Source organism: Stagnimonas sp. FW305-C-60, assembly GCF_058782965.1.
Genome location: NZ_JBYSYF010000004.1, coordinates 21575 through 38282 on the forward strand (window position 1 = coordinate 21575; position 16708 = coordinate 38282).

The following is a 16708-nucleotide window of genomic DNA, read 5'->3' on the forward strand; positions in this document are numbered from 1 at the left end:
GGCCTGAATCGCCGGCTGGCAACTGGCAAACGATCACTGGAAACCGCTGCACATGATCAAAACCCCCATGACCCTGCGTGGTGCCGACAAGCTTCGTGAGGAGCTGCGTCAGCGCAAGTCCGAACTGCGCCCGAAGATCATCGCCTCGGTGGAAGAGGCCCGCGCCCACGGCGACCTCAAGGAAAACGCCGAGTACGCCGCCGCGCGCGAGCAGCACGGCTTCAACGAAGGCCGGATCACCGAGATCGAGGCCAAGCTCTCCAATGCCCAGGTCATCGACCCGACCAAGCTGCCGAAGAATGGCAAAGTGGTATTCGGGGTCACGGTGGAGCTGGTCGACAGCGACAGCGGCGAAGAGCTGCGCTACCAGATTGTTGGCGAGGACGAGGCCGACATCAAGCAGAACCTGATCTCCATCAATTCGCCCATCGCCCGCGCCCTGATCGGCAAGCTGGAAGGCGACGCGGTGGGCGTGGCGACCCCGCGCGGCACCCGCGAGCTGGAAATCGTTGCGGTGCACTACGTCTAGTGAGCCAGAAACGCCGCCCCTCCTCCGCCCGCTGGCTGGCCGAGCACAACGCCGACCACTACGTGCAGGAGGCGCGGCGCCTGGGCTACCGCTCGCGGGCGGTGTTCAAGCTGCAGGAAATCCACGAGAAAGACCGGCTGATCAAGCCAGGCATGGCCCTGGTCGACCTGGGCGCGGCGCCGGGCGGCTGGAGCCAGATGGCGCGCCCCATGGTTGGCGCCAAGGGGCGGGTGATCGCCACCGACATCCTCGAGATCGAGCCGATCCCCGGAGTGGATTTTCTCTGCGGCGACTTCCGGGAGGAGGAGGTCCTGAAGGGCGTCGAGGCCCTGGTCGGCGAACAGGCGCTGGACCTTGTGTTGTCGGACATGGCCCCCAATATCTCCGGCATTGATGCCGCCGACCAGGCCGCCAGTCTGCATTTGTGCGAGCTGGCCCTGGAGTTTGCCAAGCAGCATCTCAAGCCCCAGGGGGCCTTCGTGGTGAAGGTGTTCCAGGGCGAGGGGTTTGACGCTTATCTCAAAGCGGTTCGGGAGGTCTTCGGCTCGGTGTCCATTCGTAAGCCCAAAGCCAGCCGTCCGCGCTCCAGCGAGGTTTATCTGGTGGCGAAGAACTTTCGCCGGGTGTAAGGTCAAATTTGCGAATTTTCTGTAGTAGTCGGAAGTGAAGGTGAATCCTTGAACGATCTAGCCAAAAACCTGCTGCTCTGGGTGGTCATCCTGGTGGTGCTGATGACCGTATTCCAGAGTTTTTCGGGGCGCCGCGGGGCCGAGCAGCCTCTGGCCTACTCCGACTTCCTGGAGCAGGTGAAGAAGGGCGATGTCGAGTCGGTGGTGATTGAAGACCAGCAGATCCGTGGCCAGCTCAAGGGCGGCCAGCGGTTCTCGGCCTACAGCCCGGAAACCGACAACCGCTCGATGATCGGTACCCTCTTGGACAACAACGTCCGCTTCGACGGCCAGCCGCCGAAGGAAACGCCGATCCTGCTACAACTGCTGTACAGCTCCTTCCCGATCCTGCTGCTGATCGCGGTCTGGGTGTACTTCATGCGCCAGATGCAGGGCGGTGGTGCCGGTCGCGGCGCCATGAGCTTCGGCAAGTCCAAGGCGCGCATGCTCAATGCCGACCAGGTGAAGGTGACCTTCGCCGATGTCGCCGGTGTCGAGGAAGCCAAGCAGGAAGTGGCCGAGCTGGTCGAGTTCCTGAAAGACCCGGGCAAGTTCCAGAAGCTGGGCGGCAAGATCCCGCGCGGCGTGCTGATGTCAGGCTCGCCGGGTACCGGCAAGACGCTGCTCGCCAAGGCCATCGCCGGTGAGGCGGGGGTGCCGTTCTTCTCGATCTCCGGTTCCGACTTCGTCGAAATGTTCGTCGGCGTTGGCGCCAGTCGCGTGCGCGACATGTTCGAGCAGGCCAAGAAGCACGCGCCCTGCATCATCTTCATCGACGAAATCGACGCTGTCGGCCGCCACCGTGGCGCCGGCCTGGGCGGCGGTCACGACGAGCGCGAACAGACCCTCAACCAGTTGCTGGTGGAAATGGACGGTTTCGAGGGCAGCGAGGGCGTGATCGTCATCGCCGCCACCAACCGTCCCGACGTGCTCGACCCGGCGCTGCTGCGTCCGGGCCGCTTTGACCGCCAGGTGGTGGTGCCGCTGCCCGACGTGCGTGGCCGCGAGCAGATCATCAAGGTGCACATGCGCGCGGTGCCGCTGGCCGACAACGTCAAGGCCGAGATCATTGCTCGTGCTACGCCCGGTTTCTCCGGCGCCGATCTGGCCAATCTGGTTAACGAGGCGGCATTGTTCGCCGCCCGCGCCAACAAGCGCCTGGTCGATCACCAGGACTTCGAGAAGGCCAAGGACAAGATCATGATGGGCGCCGAGCGCCGCAGCATGCTGATGTCCGAGGACGAGAAGAAACTGACCGCCTATCACGAGGCCGGCCATGCCATCGTCGGCCTGACCGTGCCCGACCACGATCCGGTCTACAAGGTCACCATCATCCCGCGTGGCCGCGCGCTGGGTGTGACCATGTTCCTGCCGGAAGGCGACCGCTACAGCTATTCGAAGTCGCGGCTGAATTCGCAGATCAGCTCGCTGTTCGGCGGCCGCCTGGCCGAAGAGCTGATCTTCGGGCCGGATGCGGTGACCACCGGCGCTTCCAATGACATCGAGCGCGCCACCGAGATCGCCCGCAACATGGTGACCAAGTGGGGCTTGTCGGATCGCCTCGGCCCGCTGGCCTATGGAGAGGACAACGGCGAGGTGTTTCTGGGCAAGAGCGTCACCCAGACCAAGAACGTTTCCGACGACACCGCGAATGCCATCGACCGCGAGATACGCGAGGTGATCGACCGCAACTACACGCGGGCGAAGAACATCTTGATCGAGAAGATGGACATCCTGCATGCGATGGCCGACGCGCTCATTAAATATGAGACAGTCGACAGCGAGCAGTTGGCCAAGCTGATGCGTGGCGAGCCGCCGGGGCCGCCGGAAAACTGGACTGACCCCAGCAAGCCCAGCGCGCCCAAGCCCAGCGCGCCGGGTGGCGCGCCTACGCCTACGGCTACGCCCGCCAGCCAGCTGTAAATTTTTGGTTCCGGCAATGGGGTCGGCTCTGCCGGCCCCATTTTCTTTTTCCGTCCTGACTCCTTAATTGCCTTGATCCTGCAGCTGCCAGATCGCCAGCTTGATCTTGCCGTCCCGGCGGTGATGGGCATTCTCAATATCACGCCGGACTCGTTTTCCGACGGTGGCCTCTGGCTGGAGCCCGCGCAGGCTCTGGCGCAGGCGCGGCAGATGCAGGCGGAGGGCGCGCGCCTGATCGACGTCGGTGGCGAGTCCACGCGCCCGGGGGCAGCGCCAGTATCCGAACAGGAAGAGCTGGACCGCGTCGTGCCCATCATCGAGCGGCTGGCGGTCGAAGTGGACTGCGTGATTTCGGTCGATACCATGAAGCCGGCGGTGATGCGCGCTGCGATGGCCGCCGGGGCCAGCCTGATCAATGATGTCAATGCGCTGCGCGCCGGCGGCGCGATCATGGCCGCCGCGGAAACCGGTGCGGCGGTCTGCCTGATGCATATGCAGGGCGAGCCGCGCAGCATGCAGGAGGCGCCGCAGTACCGGGATGTGCTGGCCGAAGTGCATGCCGCGCTCGAAGAGCGGATCGAGGCCTGCTTGGCTGCGGGCATTGCCCGTGCCCGCTTGCTGGTCGATCCGGGCATCGGCTTCGGCAAGAGCCTGGAGCACAACCTGCGCCTGCTGGCGCGGCTGGATGCCTTCGTCGACCTTGGCTGCCCCTTGCTGCTGGGAGTGTCGAGAAAATCCCTGTTCGGCAAGCTGCTGGGCTTGCCGGTGGCCGAACGCCTGATTCCCAGCGTGGTGACCGCCGCGCTTGCCATCCAGCAGGGGGCGGCGATAATCCGCGCCCACGATGTGCGTGCCACGGTGCAGGCGGTGCAAACCGCTCATGCCATCCGCGAGGCGCGCCGGGAGAACCAATAAATGAATCGCCAATACTTCGGCACCGATGGCATTCGCGGCACGGTCGGCCAGGCGCCGATGACGCCCGATTTCGCCTTGAAACTGGGCTGGGCCGCCGGTCGCGTGCTGGGGCGTGTGCCGGGTGCAAGGGTGCTGATCGGCAAGGACACCCGTCGCTCCGGCTATATGTTCGAGTCGGCCCTGGAGGCGGGTTTTGCCGCCGCTGGCGTCGAGACCGATCTGCTGGGTCCGCTGCCGACGCCCGGCGTCGCCTACCTGACCCGCGCGCTGCGTTGCCAGGCCGGAGTGGTGATCTCGGCCTCGCACAATCCGCATTACGACAATGGCGTGAAATTCTTCGGTGCCGATGGCGGCAAGCTGAGCGATGCGGTGGAGCTGGAAATCGAGGCGCTGCTGGATCAACCCATGCAGATCGTCGCCGCCGAACAGCTAGGGCGCGCGCGTCGCATCGATGACGCCGCCGGGCGCTATATCGAGTTCTGCAAGAGCAGCTTCCCTGGCGAGGCGACCCTGGCCGGACTGAAGCTCGTCGTCGACTGTGCCAATGGCGCCGCCTACAAGACGGCGCCGGCGGTATTTGCCGAACTGGGCGCGCAGGTCATCGCCATCGGCGACCGACCGGATGGCTTCAACATCAACCGCGGCTGCGGCTCTACCCACCTAGAGCTGCTCAAGGCGGCTGTGCAGGAGCACCACGCCGACGTCGGTATTGCGTTGGATGGTGACGCCGACCGCTGTCTGATGGTGGCCCCGGATGGTCGCGAGATCGACGGCGATGAGATTCTGTACCTGATCGCCCGCCAGCGGCTGGCCGCAGGCAGCCTGCGCGGTCCGGTGGTCGGCACCCAGATGTCCAACCTCGGGCTGGAGCAAGCCCTGCGGGAACTGGGGCTCGACTTCGAGCGTGCCAAGGTTGGCGACCGCTATGTGATGGAATTGCTCAAGGCCAAGGGCGGAGTTCTGGGGGGCGAGACCTCCGGGCACACGATCTGCCTGGACCGCACTGGCACCGGCGACGGTACCGTGACCGCGCTGCAGGTGCTGGCGGCGGTGGTCGAATCCGGCCGGCCGCTCGGAGAGCTGCTGACCGGTATGCGAAAGTTCCCGCAGGTACTGATCAATGTCCGTGTGGCCGGTGGCGCCAAAGCCCTGGTCGAGCAGGCCTCGGTGGTTGCCGAGGTGGCCGCGGTGGAGGCGGAGCTGGGCGCCCGTGGCAGGGTGTTGCTGCGTGCGTCCGGCACCGAGCCGTTAGTGCGGGTGATGGTCGAAGCAGACGATGCCGCGCTGACTCGAGCCATGGCCGAGCGCATCGCCGACCGGGTGCGGGCCTTGGCCTGAAGCGGCGGCTGAATTGATTGATGAGTGTTTCTAACAACCTGAATCACACGAAGGGGGCTGTAACCGTGAGCCGCAAATATCTCGTCGCCGGTAACTGGAAAATGCACGGTAGTCGTGCCCTGAGCGCGGAATTGATCGCCGGCATTCGCGACGGTCTGGTGGCGGTGCCTGCGGTAGAGGCCTTGGTTTGTCCGCCATTTCCCTATCTAGACGCGGCAGCTGTCGCCATCGGCAAATCTCCGCTCGTTCTCGGCGCGCAGAACCTCAGCGATCAGGACAAGCAGGGCGCCTATACCGGCGAGGTGTTGGGCGCGATGCTGGCTGAGCTGGGCTGCCGCTATGTGATCGTCGGCCATTCCGAGCGCCGCGCCTATTACGGCGAGACAGACGCGATCGTGGCACGCAAGACTCAGGTGGCCCTGCAGCAGGGCTTGCTGCCCATCGTCTGCGTCGGCGAAACCCTGGCCGAGCGCGAGGCTGGCGAAACCGAGGCGGTGATCGGGCGCCAACTGGATGCGGTGCTGGCCGTCGGTGGCGCCGAGACGTTCGCGCGGGCGGTCATCGCTTACGAACCGGTCTGGGCCATCGGCACCGGCAAGACCGCAAGCCCGGAGCAGGCCCAGGAGGTGCACGCCTTCATCCGGGCGCGCATCGCCGCCCGCGATGCTAAAATTGCCGCTTCGCTTCGGATTCTCTACGGCGGCAGCGTCAAGCCGGACAACGCGTTGGCCATTTTTGCCCAGCCCGATGTCGATGGCGGCCTCATCGGCGGCGCGGCCCTCAAGGCGACCGATTTTCTCGCGATCTGCGCTGCGGCGCAGGCGCACTCGTAAACGCAGGGATGGTGGTTGGGATGTATACCTTTTTGGTGGTAATTCAGGTCATTGTCGCAATCGGCTTGATCGCGCTGGTGCTGTTGCAGCATGGCAAGGGTGCCGATGCTGGCGCGGCGTTCGGTTCGGGCGCTTCCGGTACCGTGTTCGGTTCCCGCGGCTCGGCCAACTTCCTCTCTCGCGCGACCGCCTACTTGGCGGTGGTTTTCTTCGGCATCAGCCTGGCGCTGGCCTACTTCGTCAACACCAAGAGCGGTGTCGGTTCCAGCGTGGTGGACAGCCTCCCGGCCGCGACCAGCGAGGCCCCGGCTTCTGTTCCGGTTCCGGCCACGGCAACCGGCGAGGCGGCTCCTGCGGCCGCAGCGCCCGCCGAAGACGCCAAGCCGAAGCTGCCGGAATAAATGCCGCTGCCTGGCTACCTAGTAGCGATGCTTGGGCTATAATCCGCGCCCCCGAATGCCGACGTGGTGGAATTGGTAGACACACTACCTTGAGGTGGTAGCGGCGAAAGCTATGCGAGTTCGAGTCTCGCCGTCGGTACCAAGCTGAAATCGGTTGTTTGTTTTGAGCTTGGTTCATTGATTCGGAAAGTGGTTTACGGTATACTTTTTGTCTGTCTGGTGCGGGGTGGAGCAGTCTGGCAGCTCGTCGGGCTCATAACCCGAAGGTCGTAGGTTCGAATCCTGCCCCCGCTACCAAATATTGAATTGGTGCCAGGCCCCTCGTGGGCCTTTTTTGTTGCTACCGGTCTGGAGTTGCCCTTGCTGCGTGAACGCCTCAACCGTTTGATCGAACCCGCCGTGGAATCGCTGGGTTACGAGCTCGTGTTGCTGGAGTTCAGCCCTGGCCTGCAAACCGGCACGCTGCGGCTGTACATCGACGCGCCCAAGGGCGTGGCGCTGGAAGACTGTGAGAAGGTCAGTCGCGAAATCGCGGCCCTGCTTGATGTCGAGGATCCGATCCAGAAGGCTTATCGGCTGGAGGTTTCTTCGCCTGGGCTGGACCGTCCGCTGGTAAAGCTGAAGCACTTCCGCCGCTTCATCGGCGAGAAGGTTCGCTTGCAATTGCTGGTCCCGGTGCAGAAGCGCAAAAGGCTGGTCGGTGTGCTGCGCGACGCCAACGCAGAGGCGCTGGTCGTCGAGGTGGATGGCGAGAGCTTCCGGGTGCCGATGGCGGACCTCGAACGCGCCCGGTTGGTGCCGGATTACGCCAAGGAATTTTCCAAGAAAGGGTCTTCCGACCAGGAAGACGATGGGGACTCAACGCATGAATAACGCCAAGAACCTGCTGCTGATGGTCGAGGTAATGGCCAACGAGAAGGGTGTCGACCAGGAAATCGTCTTCCAGGCGCTGGAAGCCGCCCTGGCTTCCGCCAGCAAGGAACACTACGGCGCCGAGTGGGACATCGTGGTCACCATCAACCGCGACACCGGCGAGTACGAGACCGCACGGCGCTGGACGGTGGTCGACGACGAGGACGAGAACTTCGAATCCCCGGCCCGCCAGCTGTTGCTGGCCCGCGCCCAGATGGACAACCCCGACGCCCAGGTGGGTGATGTGATCACCCAGCCCCTGCAGTCGATCGAGTTCGGCCGTATCGGCGCCCAAAAGGCCAAGCAGGTCATCTTCCAGCGGGTACGCGACGCGGAGCGCGCGCGCATCGTCGAAGCCTTCAAGGGGCGTATCGGCGAGCTGATCTCGGGCATGGTCAAGCGAATCGAGCGCGGCAATGTGATTATCGATCTGGGCAACAATGCCGAGGCGATCATCCTGCGCGAGCAGCTGATCCCGCGTGAGCCGGTGCGTCCCAACGACCGCATCCGTGGCTACCTCTACGAGGTCAGCCCACAGCAGCGTGGTCCGCAGATTTTCCTCTCGCGCACCAAGCCCGAGTACCTGATGGAGCTGTTCAAGCTCGAGGTGCCGGAAATCGCCCAGGGTCTGATCGAGCTCAAGGGTGCGGCCCGTGATCCGGGCGTGCGCGCCAAGATCGCAGTGCAGGCCAAGGACAAGCGCATTGATCCGGTTGGCGCCTGCGTGGGCATGCGCGGTTCGCGCGTACAGGCGGTTTCCACCGAGCTGGCGGGTGAGCGTGTCGACATCGTGCCCTGGGACAACAACCCGGCGCAGTTCGTCATCAACGCCATGGCGCCGGCGGAAGTCGAGTCCATCGTCATGGACGAAGAGGCCCACTCGATGATGATCGCGGTGGCCGAGGACAAGCTGGCGCAGGCGATTGGCCGTGGCGGCCAGAATGTGCGCCTGGCTTCCGAGCTGACCGGTTGGGTGCTGAACGTGATGACCGCGGCTGACGCCGAGGCCAAGAAGGAGCAGGAGAATCAGAACCTGCTGCAGATGTTCATGGACGGTCTCGATGTCGATGCCGACATCGCCGGCATCCTGGTGCAGGAAGGCTTTGCCTCGCTGGAGGAAATCGCCTATGTGCCGGCCGAGGAGCTGCTGCAGATCGACGAATTCGACGAGGGCATCGTCGAAGAGTTGCGCAACCGCGCCAAGGACATCCTGCTGACCCGTGCTCTGGCCAAGGCCGAGCGCGCGACGGGTGCCAAACCCGACGAGGATCTGCTGGCGGTCGAAGGCATGGATGAAGACACCGCCTATGCGCTGGCGGAGAAGGGTGTGATCAGCCGGGAAAACCTGGGCGATCTCGCTACCGATGAATTGCTGGAAATGCTGCCGGATCTCGATGAGGCTCGCGCCTCGAATCTGATCATGACGGCACGGGGTCTCGGTTAAATCCGAACCCAGACTTAGGACATACGCACGCATGAGTACCCAAACGATCCGCGAGTTGGCGGCGGAGCTGCACAAGCCCGTCACCGAGCTGTTATCTCAGCTCAAGGACGCTGGCGTGGAGGCCAAGGACGAACAGTCCGCGATCGCGCCGTCCGAAAAAATGGCCCTGTTGGCGCACCTGCAGAAGATGGCGCGTGTCGGCGGCACTCTGGCAGCCAGTGGCGCCGGGCGGATCACTCTCAAGCGCACTGAGAAGACTGAGCTGAAACTGGGCGGCGGTCGCGGCCTGCCTTCGAAGACCGTCAACATCGAGGTCAAGAAACGTCGTACCTATGTCGCTCAGGACGAGTTGCCGAGTGTCGCGCGTGCTCCCGAAGATCTGCCGGAAATCGCGCCTGAAGAGGCCCAGGCGGCGGAGGAGGCCGCGTTGCGCCAGCAGGCGGATCGCGAGGCCGCTGCCGCTCGTGCCGCCGCCGAGGCCGAGGCGCGTCGGGTTCAGGACGAAGCCAAGCGCAAGGAACGCGAGGAAGCCGAGGCCAAGCAGCGTGCCGAGGCCGAGGCCGCCGAGCGCGCGCGCGCCGAGCATGCCGATAAGCTGAAAAACGACCCGATCTATCGGGCCAAATGGGAGGCCGAGTCCTCCCGTCGTCGTGCCCAGGAAAACCTGGCGCGTTCCGCCGAGGCGGCGCGTCTGGCGCGTATTGCCCCGGCTGCGCCCGCGGCCCGTCCGGCTCCTGGTGCAGCGCGCCCGGCCCCGGGCGGTGCCCGTCCGGCTCCCGGCGCGGCGCGTCCGGCGCCGGCGGGTGCTCCGGCTCCGGCCAAGAAGGGCAGTGACCGTGACCGCGATCGCGGCCGTCGCGAAGAACTTCATCTTGCCGATGGCAAGGGTGGTCGTCGTGATCGCAAGGGTGGCAAGAAGCCCTCCGGCGCGATGCGTATGGGCGACAACGCCCATGCCTTCGAGCGTCCAGTCGCGCCGATCGTGCGCGAGGTCGAAGTGCCGGAGGCGATCACCGTCGCCGAGCTGGCTTCCCGGATGGCGGTCAAGGCCGGCGACCTGATCAAGGTGATGATGCGCAACGGCGTCATGGCCACCATCAACCAGACCCTCGATCAGGACACCGCGGTGCTGATGGTCGAGGAAATGGGCCACACCGCCAAAGCGATCAAGGACACCGATTTCGAGGACAGCCTCGAGCAGGCCGTCACCGGTGAGGGCTCCGATGTCGAGACCATCACCCGTCCGCCGGTGGTGACCATCATGGGTCACGTCGACCACGGCAAAACCTCGTTGCTCGACTACATCCGCAAGACCCGCGTCGCCGCTGGCGAAGCGGGTGGCATTACCCAGCATATCGGTGCCTATCACGTCGAGACCAAGAAGGGCGTGATCAGCTTCCTCGATACCCCCGGCCACGCGGCGTTTACCCGCATGCGCGCGCGCGGTGCCCAGATCACTGACGTGGTCATTCTGGTGGTGGCCGGTGATGACGGCGTGATGCCGCAGACCAAGGAGGCTATTCAGCATGCGCGTGCCGCGAAGGCGCCGATGGTGGTGGCGGTGACCAAGATCGACAAGCCACAGTCCGATCTGATCCGGGTCAAGAACGAGTTGCTGAAGGAAGAGGTGGTCGCCGAAGATTTTGGTGGCGACACCATGGTGATCGGCGTTTCCAGCCACACCGGGCAGGGTATCGACGAGTTGCTGGACGCCGTGCTGCTGCAGGCTGAGGTTCTGGAGTTGCGTGCCCAGGTTGACGCCCCGGCGCGCGGCGTGATCATCGAGGCCTCGGTGGAGAAGGGGCGCGGCCCGGTTGCCACGGTGCTGGTCCGCTCCGGCACCCTGAAGCAGGGCGACGTGATCCTGACCGGTCCGCACTTCGGCCGTGTGCGTGCGATGTTCGACGAGAACGGCAAGCCGGTGAAGTCGGCGGGTCCCTCGATCCCGGTGCAGGTGCTGGGTCTTTCCGGCGCCCCGGATGCCGGCGATGACGTGGTGGTGGTGGCAGACGAGCGCAAGGCGCGCGAACTGGCCATCGTCCGCGAGAACAAGATGCGCGAGACCAAGCTGGCGCAGAGCTCGGCGGTGCGCATGGAGAACGCCTTCGCCAACATGGGCGATGGCGAGAAGAAGGCGCTGAACCTGATGGTGAAGGCCGACGTGCAGGGTTCTGCCGAAGCCATTACCGAAGCGCTGCGCAAGCTGCCCAGCGAGGAAGTGCGCGTCAACGTGCTGTCCACCGGCATCGGTGGCATCAGCGAATCCGACGTCGAACTGGCGCTGGCCTCGAAGGCGATCATCATCGCCTTCAACGTCCGTGCCGATGCACAGGCCCGCAAGCGCGTGCAGGACACCGGGGTCGATCTCCGTTATTACTCGATCATCTACAACATCCTTGACGACGTGTCGGCCGCGATCCAGGGCCTGTTGGGCACCGAGACGCGCGAGCAGATCGTGGGTATCGCCCAGGTTCGCGATGTGTTCCGCAGTTCCAAGCTGGGCGCCATCGCTGGCTGCCTGGTGATGGACGGCAGCGTGCAGAAGAATCTGCCGATCCGCGTGTTGCGGAACAACACGGTGGTCTACGAAGGTGTGCTGGAGTCGCTGCGTCGCTTCAAGGACGACGTCGCCAAGGTCGAGGCCGGCACCGAGTGCGGTATCGGTGTGAAGGACTACAACGACGTCAAGGTCGGCGACCAGATCGAGTGCTTCCAGCGGGTCGAGGTACAGCGCGTCGTCAAGGCCTAGGCCGGGCACGACACCTCCGCAATGGCCAGCAAGCGTGATTACCCGCGCGCCGCCCGGTTCAAGACCGAGCTGCGCGCGGTGCTGTCCGAGATTCTGCGTGCCGACGTCATTCGTGATCCGCGGGTGGCGGGTGCCGGCCTGACCGTCACCAGTGTCGATGTCACCCCGGACTTGGCGAACGCCCATGTGTGGGTATCGAGCCTGAGCGACGACGACAAGCTGGCGGAGGCGGTCAAAGGCCTCAATCATGCAGCTGGCAAGCTGCGTCACGAAGTCGGCCAACGCATCCAGGTTCGGCATCTGCCGCTGCTGCGGTTCACGGCCGATCAGGCGACGCGCGAAGGGGATCGTCTCACCGCCCTGATCCGGACGGCGGTCGCCGAAGACCATGAGCACGCCCGCGCCCGCGGTGAAGATCCAGATCGCACTGAATGAACAGCCTGCGCCGGCCGCGGCGCGCCGTTCATGGCGTACTGCTGCTCGACAAGCCCCGGGGTTTGAGCTCCAACGAAGCCCTGCTGAAGGTGCGCAAGCTCTACCAGGCTGACAAGGCTGGTCATACTGGTACGCTGGACCCGCTGGCCACTGGGTTGCTGCCGATCTGCCTGGGGCAAGCCACCCGTCTGAGCGCTCAGTTGTTGGACGCCCGCAAGCGCTATCTGGCCGAGGTTCGCTTCGGTGAGCAGCGCAGTACCGGCGATCTGGAAGGCGAGGTGATCGGCCGCAGCGACCCAGCGGGTTTGGATGCCGCAAGTCTGCGCGCCGCGCTACCGGCTCTGATTGGCCGGATACGCCAAGTTCCTCCCATGTACTCCGCCATCAAGCGTGGTGGGCAGCGCCTCTACGAACTGGCGCGCGAGGGCGTGGAAGTGGAGCGCGAGGCCAGGGAAGTGGAAATTCACTCGATGGAGCTTCTGTCGTACCGGGACGGGTTGGCCTTGCTCGATGTCAGCTGCAGCAAGGGAACCTATATCCGCACCCTGGCCGAGGACTGGGCCAAGGCGGTGGGGCAGGTGGCGCATCTGCAGGGGTTGCGGCGGATCGAAGTCGGGCCCTTTCGGCAACAGCGGCCGTCGACTCTGGAGGAGTTGGAGCAGACCGCGGGGCAGGGCTTGCTAGCGCTGGACGCCTTGTTGCTGCCGCCGCGTGCGGCTCTGGAAGGCTGGCGCTTCGTCCAGATTGCGGTCGAGCAGCTGCCGGCTCTTGACCACGGTAGCTCCGTTCCACTGTCCGGGGTTGAGCCGGGGCCGGTGGCTATCGAAGGATTCGACCATCGTTTGCTGGGGCTGGGGGAGGTGAGCCTCGACGGCCGCCTGCAGCCGCGGCGCTGGTTTGGCAGTGTCGGGATTTGATCGCCCCGAACAGATAATTGCTGGCAATTGTCTGAAAATGCGGTCTCCGCTATAATTTTGCGCTCAAAAAAGTGCAAGCATCCGAAACGCATTCCCCTGGAGTTGTTTTTATGTCCGTTACCACCGAACAGAAAGGCGCCGTGATCGAGAAGTTCGCCCGCGCCAAGGGCGACACCGGCTCGCCGGAAGTGCAGGTCGCCCTGCTGACCAATCGCATCAACAGCCTGTCGCCGCATTTCGAACAGCACAAGAAGGACAACCACTCCCGTCGTGGTCTGCTCAAGCTGGTCAACCAGCGTCGCCAGATGCTCGACTACCTCAAGCAGGAAGACGAGAGTCGCTACGCCAAGCTGATCGCCGAACTCGGTCTTCGCCGCTAAGCGATCCACACGAACCGCGCCAAAGGCGCGGTTCGTTTTTGCGCGTCTGGTCTGCACAAGGCGCCGGCGCGACTTCAATTCGAACTAGAGAACGAATCCATGACCTTTCCCGTCCAGCCTGTCCGCAAGTCCTTTCAGTATGGTCAGCACGAAGTAGTGCTCGAAACCGGCCACATGGCCCGCCAGGCCACCGCCGCCGTGGTGGTGAGCATGGGCGAGACCGTGGTGCTGGTTTCTGTGGTTGCCAAGAAGGAGTCGAAGGAAGGCCAGGATTTCTTCCCGCTCACCGTTGACTACATGGAGCGCTTCTACGCCGGCGGACGCATTCCCGGCGGCTTCTTCAAGCGCGAAGGCCGCCCGACCGAGAACGAGACGCTGACCTCGCGTCTGATCGATCGCCCGCTGCGCCCGCTGTTCCCGGACGGCTTCTACAACGAGATCCAGGTGGTCGCCACCGTTATCTCGCTGAACCCGGAAGTGGCCGGTGACATTCCGGCGCTGATCGGCGCTTCCGCCGCCATGAGCCTGGCCGGCGTGCCGTTCGAAGGCCCCATCGGCGCCGCCCGCGTCGGCTACGCCAACGGCCAGTACCTGCTCAACCCCACCACCAAGCAGCTGGAAACCTCGCAGCTCGACCTGGTGGTCGCCGGCACCAAGGACGCGGTGCTGATGGTGGAATCCGAAGCCCAGCAGCTGTCCGAAGACGTGATGCTCGGCGCGGTGCTGTTCGGTCACGAGCAGATGCAGGCGGCGATCAACGCCATCAACGAGCTGACCGCCGTCGCTGGCAAGCCGAAGTGGGACTGGACCGCTCCGGCCGAGCCGGCCGAGCTGACCGCCGCCATCAATGCCGTCGAGGCCCTGGTCAGCGATGCCTACAGCATCACCGACAAGAAGGCGCGTCAGGACGCCGTGGCCGCCATCCGCAAGCAGCTCACTGCCGAGCTGGCCGGTGGCGAAGCTCCGAAGTTCAGCGAAGGCAAGATCAAGGACGCCTTCCATGTGCTGGAGGCCCGCGTGGTGCGCAACCGCATCCTTGATGGCGCGCCGCGTATCGACGGCCGCGACCGCGTCACCGTGCGTCCGCTGACCATGGGCACCGGCCTGCTGCCGCGCGTGCACGGCTCCGCCCTGTTCACCCGCGGCGAAACCCAGGTGATGGCGGCCATCACCCTGGGCACCGGCAAGAGCTCGCAGCTGATCGACGCCGCCTCCGGCGAGAGCAACGACAGCTTCCTGTTCAACTACAACTTCCCTCCCTACTGCGTCGGTGAGACCGGCCGCCTGAACGCGCCCAAGCGTCGCGAAATCGGCCACGGCCGTCTGGCCAAGCGTGGCGTGATGGCGGTGATGCCGGATCTGGTCAAGGAATTCCCCTACGTGGTGCGCGTGGTCACCGAGGTGATGGAGTCCAACGGTTCCTCCTCGATGGCCTCGGTGTGCAGCGCCAGCCTGGCGTTGATGGACGCCGGCGTGCCGCTGAAGGCGCCGGTGGCCGGCGTGGCCATGGGCCTGATCAAGGAAGCCGAGAAGTTCGCGGTGCTCACCGACATCCTCGGCGACGAGGATCACCTCGGCGACATGGACTTCAAGGTGGCCGGTTCGGTCAATGGCATCACTGCGCTGCAGATGGACATCAAGATCACCGGCATCACCGGCGAGATCATGAAGCTGGCTCTGGCCCAGGCCAAGGATGCGCGTCTGCACATCCTCGGTGCCATGAACCAGGCGCTGTCCGGCACCCGTGAGACCATGAGCCCCTGGGCGCCGCGCATCACCACCATCAAGATCCATCCGGACAAGATCCGCGAAGTGATCGGCAAGGGTGGCGTCACCATCCGCTCGATCACCGAGGCCACCGGCACCCAGATCGACATCGACGACGACGGCACCATCAAGATCGCCGCCGTCACCGGCGAAGCGGCGGAAGCCGCCATCGCGCGCATCACCATGCTGACCCGCGAAGTGATGCCGGGCGATGTCTATGAAGGCCGGGTTGCCCGCCTGATGGACTTTGGTGCCTTCGTGACCATCCTGCCGGGCCGTGACGGCCTGGTGCACATCAGCCAGCTCTCGGAGCAGCGCGTCGAGAAGGTGGAGGAAGTGGTCAAGGAGGGCGATATCGTTCGCGTCAAGGTTCTGGAAGTGGGCCGCGACGGCAAGATCCGCCTGTCCATGAAATCTTCGGATGTCGGCCTCGCCTAACCGGCGTAGCTAGGCAAGGACGGCCGCCCAAACCGGGCGGCCGTTTTTGTTTTTGGCTGGGGATATTGGCAGGGCAGCGGCAAAAGCCAGAATAAACCCCTGTTTGGGCCGGTCATCGGCTTGAAACAACCATCTGATTGCTTCAGAATGCAACACATCGGGTCGCCGTCAGGTTGGCTCGACCAAAAAAAACCCCCCTCGTTGCTGAGGGGGGTAAGGTGCTAGAAAGGCGCATGGCCTTTCTGGAGGAGACCAGATAAAAGCCCGGAAACGAGACCCGCTTCCGGGCTTTTTTCGTTTCCTACTTTTGTTGCAGTGCAGTATAGATGTCGCTAACTGCAATGTCAATTCCGTAGACGCGTAAAAAAAATCAATCAAAGCAATAGGTTAATTCGATTCCCTGAAAATTCGTGACGCAAACGTCATTTATATCGAGATTGATCTGAGCTTATCGCGCCACGAACTTGCAGCTTGCTGCTTCTTACAGTCAGCAAGAAGCGGGCCGATTTGCTCAAGGCGTGGGGCCGTCTTCGCCTTTTTCTCGTAAAGGGTTGATCGACTTGGCGCGTTCCAGGCTCTTCAGGAACTCCTTGCGCACCGCGCGCCAGACCGGAACCTGCTTTTCCGCCAGCTCCTTGAGCACCTGTACCGGCTGTTGCGCCTGGCCCAGCAGGTCGCGAAGCTGATCGGTGAAGTGATGCTGCTGCTCGGAGAACAGACGCAAGGACAGCTCCAGATAGCGGCTGATGCTGGACTGCATGGGGTCGCCGTAATAACGGACGATGAACATCAGCAGATCGGCGCTGAAGATCGGATTGCCACCTTCTTCCTGCTCCGAGATCACCTGCAGCAAGATGGAGCGGGTAATGTCCTCGTGACTGCGCTTGTCCTCAACCCGGAAGCTGATGTTCTGCAGCACCAGTTGCCGTACCTCCTCCAGCGTGATGTAGCGGCTGACATGGGTGTCGTACAGCCGGCGGTTGGGGTACTTCTTGATGATGCGAACATCGTTCATGGGCACGGTCTTCAAAAATTGCTGCACTGCGGAAAGAATGCCAG

Annotated in this window: 15 protein-coding genes and 2 tRNA genes; 16 read left to right on the top strand and 1 reads right to left on the bottom strand. The window is 64.0% G+C overall.

What is annotated here, in order from left to right:
• Window positions 1–52 precede the first annotated feature (52 nt).
• The 16 genes from greA (at window position 53) to pnp (ending at window position 15649) form a co-directional block, all read left to right on the top strand.
• The gene (greA, locus tag AC3WT6_RS13035) at window positions 53–529 is read left to right on the top strand and encodes a transcription elongation factor GreA (RefSeq protein WP_492654039.1); all 477 of its coding nucleotides are present in this window, start codon (window positions 53–55) and stop codon (window positions 527–529) included.
• Window positions 529–1158 (top strand): 23S rRNA (uridine(2552)-2'-O)-methyltransferase RlmE, encoded by a 630-nt coding sequence (gene rlmE, locus AC3WT6_RS13040; RefSeq protein WP_492654040.1) that lies wholly within the window; start codon window positions 529–531, stop codon window positions 1156–1158. The genes greA and rlmE overlap by 1 nt, the downstream gene beginning before the upstream one ends.
• Before the next feature lie 48 nt (window positions 1159–1206).
• Window positions 1207–3120: an ATP-dependent zinc metalloprotease FtsH gene (ftsH, locus tag AC3WT6_RS13045; protein WP_492654041.1), complete on the top strand. Its 1914-nt coding sequence runs from the start codon at window positions 1207–1209 to the stop codon at window positions 3118–3120.
• 123 nt (window positions 3121–3243) lie between these two features.
• Window positions 3244–4035, top strand: a complete 792-nt coding sequence (gene folP / locus AC3WT6_RS13050) for a dihydropteroate synthase (RefSeq protein WP_492654199.1) — start codon at window positions 3244–3246, stop codon at window positions 4033–4035.
• On the top strand, window positions 4036–5373 hold the full coding sequence (gene glmM / locus AC3WT6_RS13055; protein WP_492654042.1) for a phosphoglucosamine mutase: 1338 nt from the start codon (window positions 4036–4038) through the stop codon (window positions 5371–5373). It abuts the gene before it with no gap.
• Window positions 5374–5438: 65 nt separating this feature from the next.
• Window positions 5439–6206: a triose-phosphate isomerase gene (gene tpiA / locus AC3WT6_RS13060; protein WP_492654043.1), complete on the top strand. Its 768-nt coding sequence runs from the start codon at window positions 5439–5441 to the stop codon at window positions 6204–6206.
• 20 nt (window positions 6207–6226) lie between these two features.
• On the top strand, window positions 6227–6607 hold the full coding sequence (gene secG, locus AC3WT6_RS13065; protein ID WP_492654044.1) for a preprotein translocase subunit SecG: 381 nt from the start codon (window positions 6227–6229) through the stop codon (window positions 6605–6607).
• A 57-nt stretch (window positions 6608–6664) separates the two neighbouring features.
• A tRNA-Leu gene (locus AC3WT6_RS13070) sits at window positions 6665–6749 on the top strand.
• Window positions 6750–6827: 78 nt separating this feature from the next.
• Window positions 6828–6904 (top strand) — tRNA-Met (locus tag AC3WT6_RS13075).
• 63 nt (window positions 6905–6967) lie between these two features.
• Window positions 6968–7480, top strand: coding sequence for a ribosome maturation factor RimP (gene rimP / locus AC3WT6_RS13080; RefSeq protein ID WP_492654045.1), 513 nt, complete (start codon window positions 6968–6970; stop codon window positions 7478–7480).
• A complete protein-coding gene (gene nusA, locus AC3WT6_RS13085) occupies window positions 7473–8963 on the top strand; it encodes a transcription termination factor NusA (RefSeq protein ID WP_492654046.1) in 1491 nt (496 codons plus the stop codon). Before rimP ends, nusA begins: the two co-directional genes overlap by 8 nt.
• 31 nt (window positions 8964–8994) lie before the next feature.
• Complete coding sequence (gene infB / locus AC3WT6_RS13090) at window positions 8995–11712, top strand: translation initiation factor IF-2 (protein ID WP_492654047.1); 2718 nt, start codon at window positions 8995–8997, stop codon at window positions 11710–11712.
• Window positions 11713–11733: 21 nt separating this feature from the next.
• On the top strand, window positions 11734–12147 hold the full coding sequence (gene rbfA / locus AC3WT6_RS13095; protein WP_492654048.1) for a 30S ribosome-binding factor RbfA: 414 nt from the start codon (window positions 11734–11736) through the stop codon (window positions 12145–12147).
• The gene (gene truB / locus AC3WT6_RS13100; RefSeq protein WP_492654049.1) at window positions 12144–13064 is read left to right on the top strand and encodes a tRNA pseudouridine(55) synthase TruB; all 921 of its coding nucleotides are present in this window, start codon (window positions 12144–12146) and stop codon (window positions 13062–13064) included. The genes rbfA and truB overlap by 4 nt, the downstream gene beginning before the upstream one ends.
• Window positions 13065–13174: 110 nt before the next feature.
• On the top strand, window positions 13175–13444 hold the full coding sequence (gene rpsO / locus AC3WT6_RS13105) for a 30S ribosomal protein S15 (protein ID WP_492654050.1): 270 nt from the start codon (window positions 13175–13177) through the stop codon (window positions 13442–13444).
• Between the two features lie 99 nt (window positions 13445–13543).
• The gene (gene pnp, locus AC3WT6_RS13110; RefSeq protein ID WP_492654051.1) at window positions 13544–15649 is read left to right on the top strand and encodes a polyribonucleotide nucleotidyltransferase; all 2106 of its coding nucleotides are present in this window, start codon (window positions 13544–13546) and stop codon (window positions 15647–15649) included.
• 511 nt (window positions 15650–16160) lie between these two features.
• On the opposite strand, the gene phaR is transcribed toward pnp, so the two are convergent.
• Entirely contained in the window at window positions 16161–16664 is a 504-nt protein-coding gene (gene phaR / locus AC3WT6_RS13115) for a polyhydroxyalkanoate synthesis repressor PhaR (protein WP_492654052.1), read from the bottom strand.
• Window positions 16665–16708 lie beyond the last annotated feature (44 nt).

Excerpts from the sequence above, each read along its gene's own strand:
- truB (WP_492654049.1), top strand. The coding sequence starts at position 12,144 with ATGAACAGCCTGCGCCGGCCGCGGCGCGCCGTTCATGGCGTACTGCTG.
- nusA (WP_492654046.1), top strand. The coding sequence starts at position 7,473 with ATGAATAACGCCAAGAACCTGCTGCTGATGGTCGAGGTAATGGCCAAC.
- pnp (WP_492654051.1), top strand. The coding sequence starts at position 13,544 with ATGACCTTTCCCGTCCAGCCTGTCCGCAAGTCCTTTCAGTATGGTCAG.
- rpsO (WP_492654050.1), top strand. The coding sequence starts at position 13,175 with ATGTCCGTTACCACCGAACAGAAAGGCGCCGTGATCGAGAAGTTCGCC.
- secG (WP_492654044.1), top strand. The coding sequence starts at position 6,227 with ATGTATACCTTTTTGGTGGTAATTCAGGTCATTGTCGCAATCGGCTTG.
- folP (WP_492654199.1), top strand. The coding sequence starts at position 3,244 with ATGGGCATTCTCAATATCACGCCGGACTCGTTTTCCGACGGTGGCCTC.
- glmM (WP_492654042.1), top strand. The coding sequence starts at position 4,036 with ATGAATCGCCAATACTTCGGCACCGATGGCATTCGCGGCACGGTCGGC.
- phaR (WP_492654052.1), bottom strand. The coding sequence starts at position 16,664 with ATGAACGATGTTCGCATCATCAAGAAGTACCCCAACCGCCGGCTGTAC.
- greA (WP_492654039.1), top strand. The coding sequence starts at position 53 with ATGATCAAAACCCCCATGACCCTGCGTGGTGCCGACAAGCTTCGTGAG.
- rbfA (WP_492654048.1), top strand. The coding sequence starts at position 11,734 with ATGGCCAGCAAGCGTGATTACCCGCGCGCCGCCCGGTTCAAGACCGAG.
- infB (WP_492654047.1), top strand. The coding sequence starts at position 8,995 with ATGAGTACCCAAACGATCCGCGAGTTGGCGGCGGAGCTGCACAAGCCC.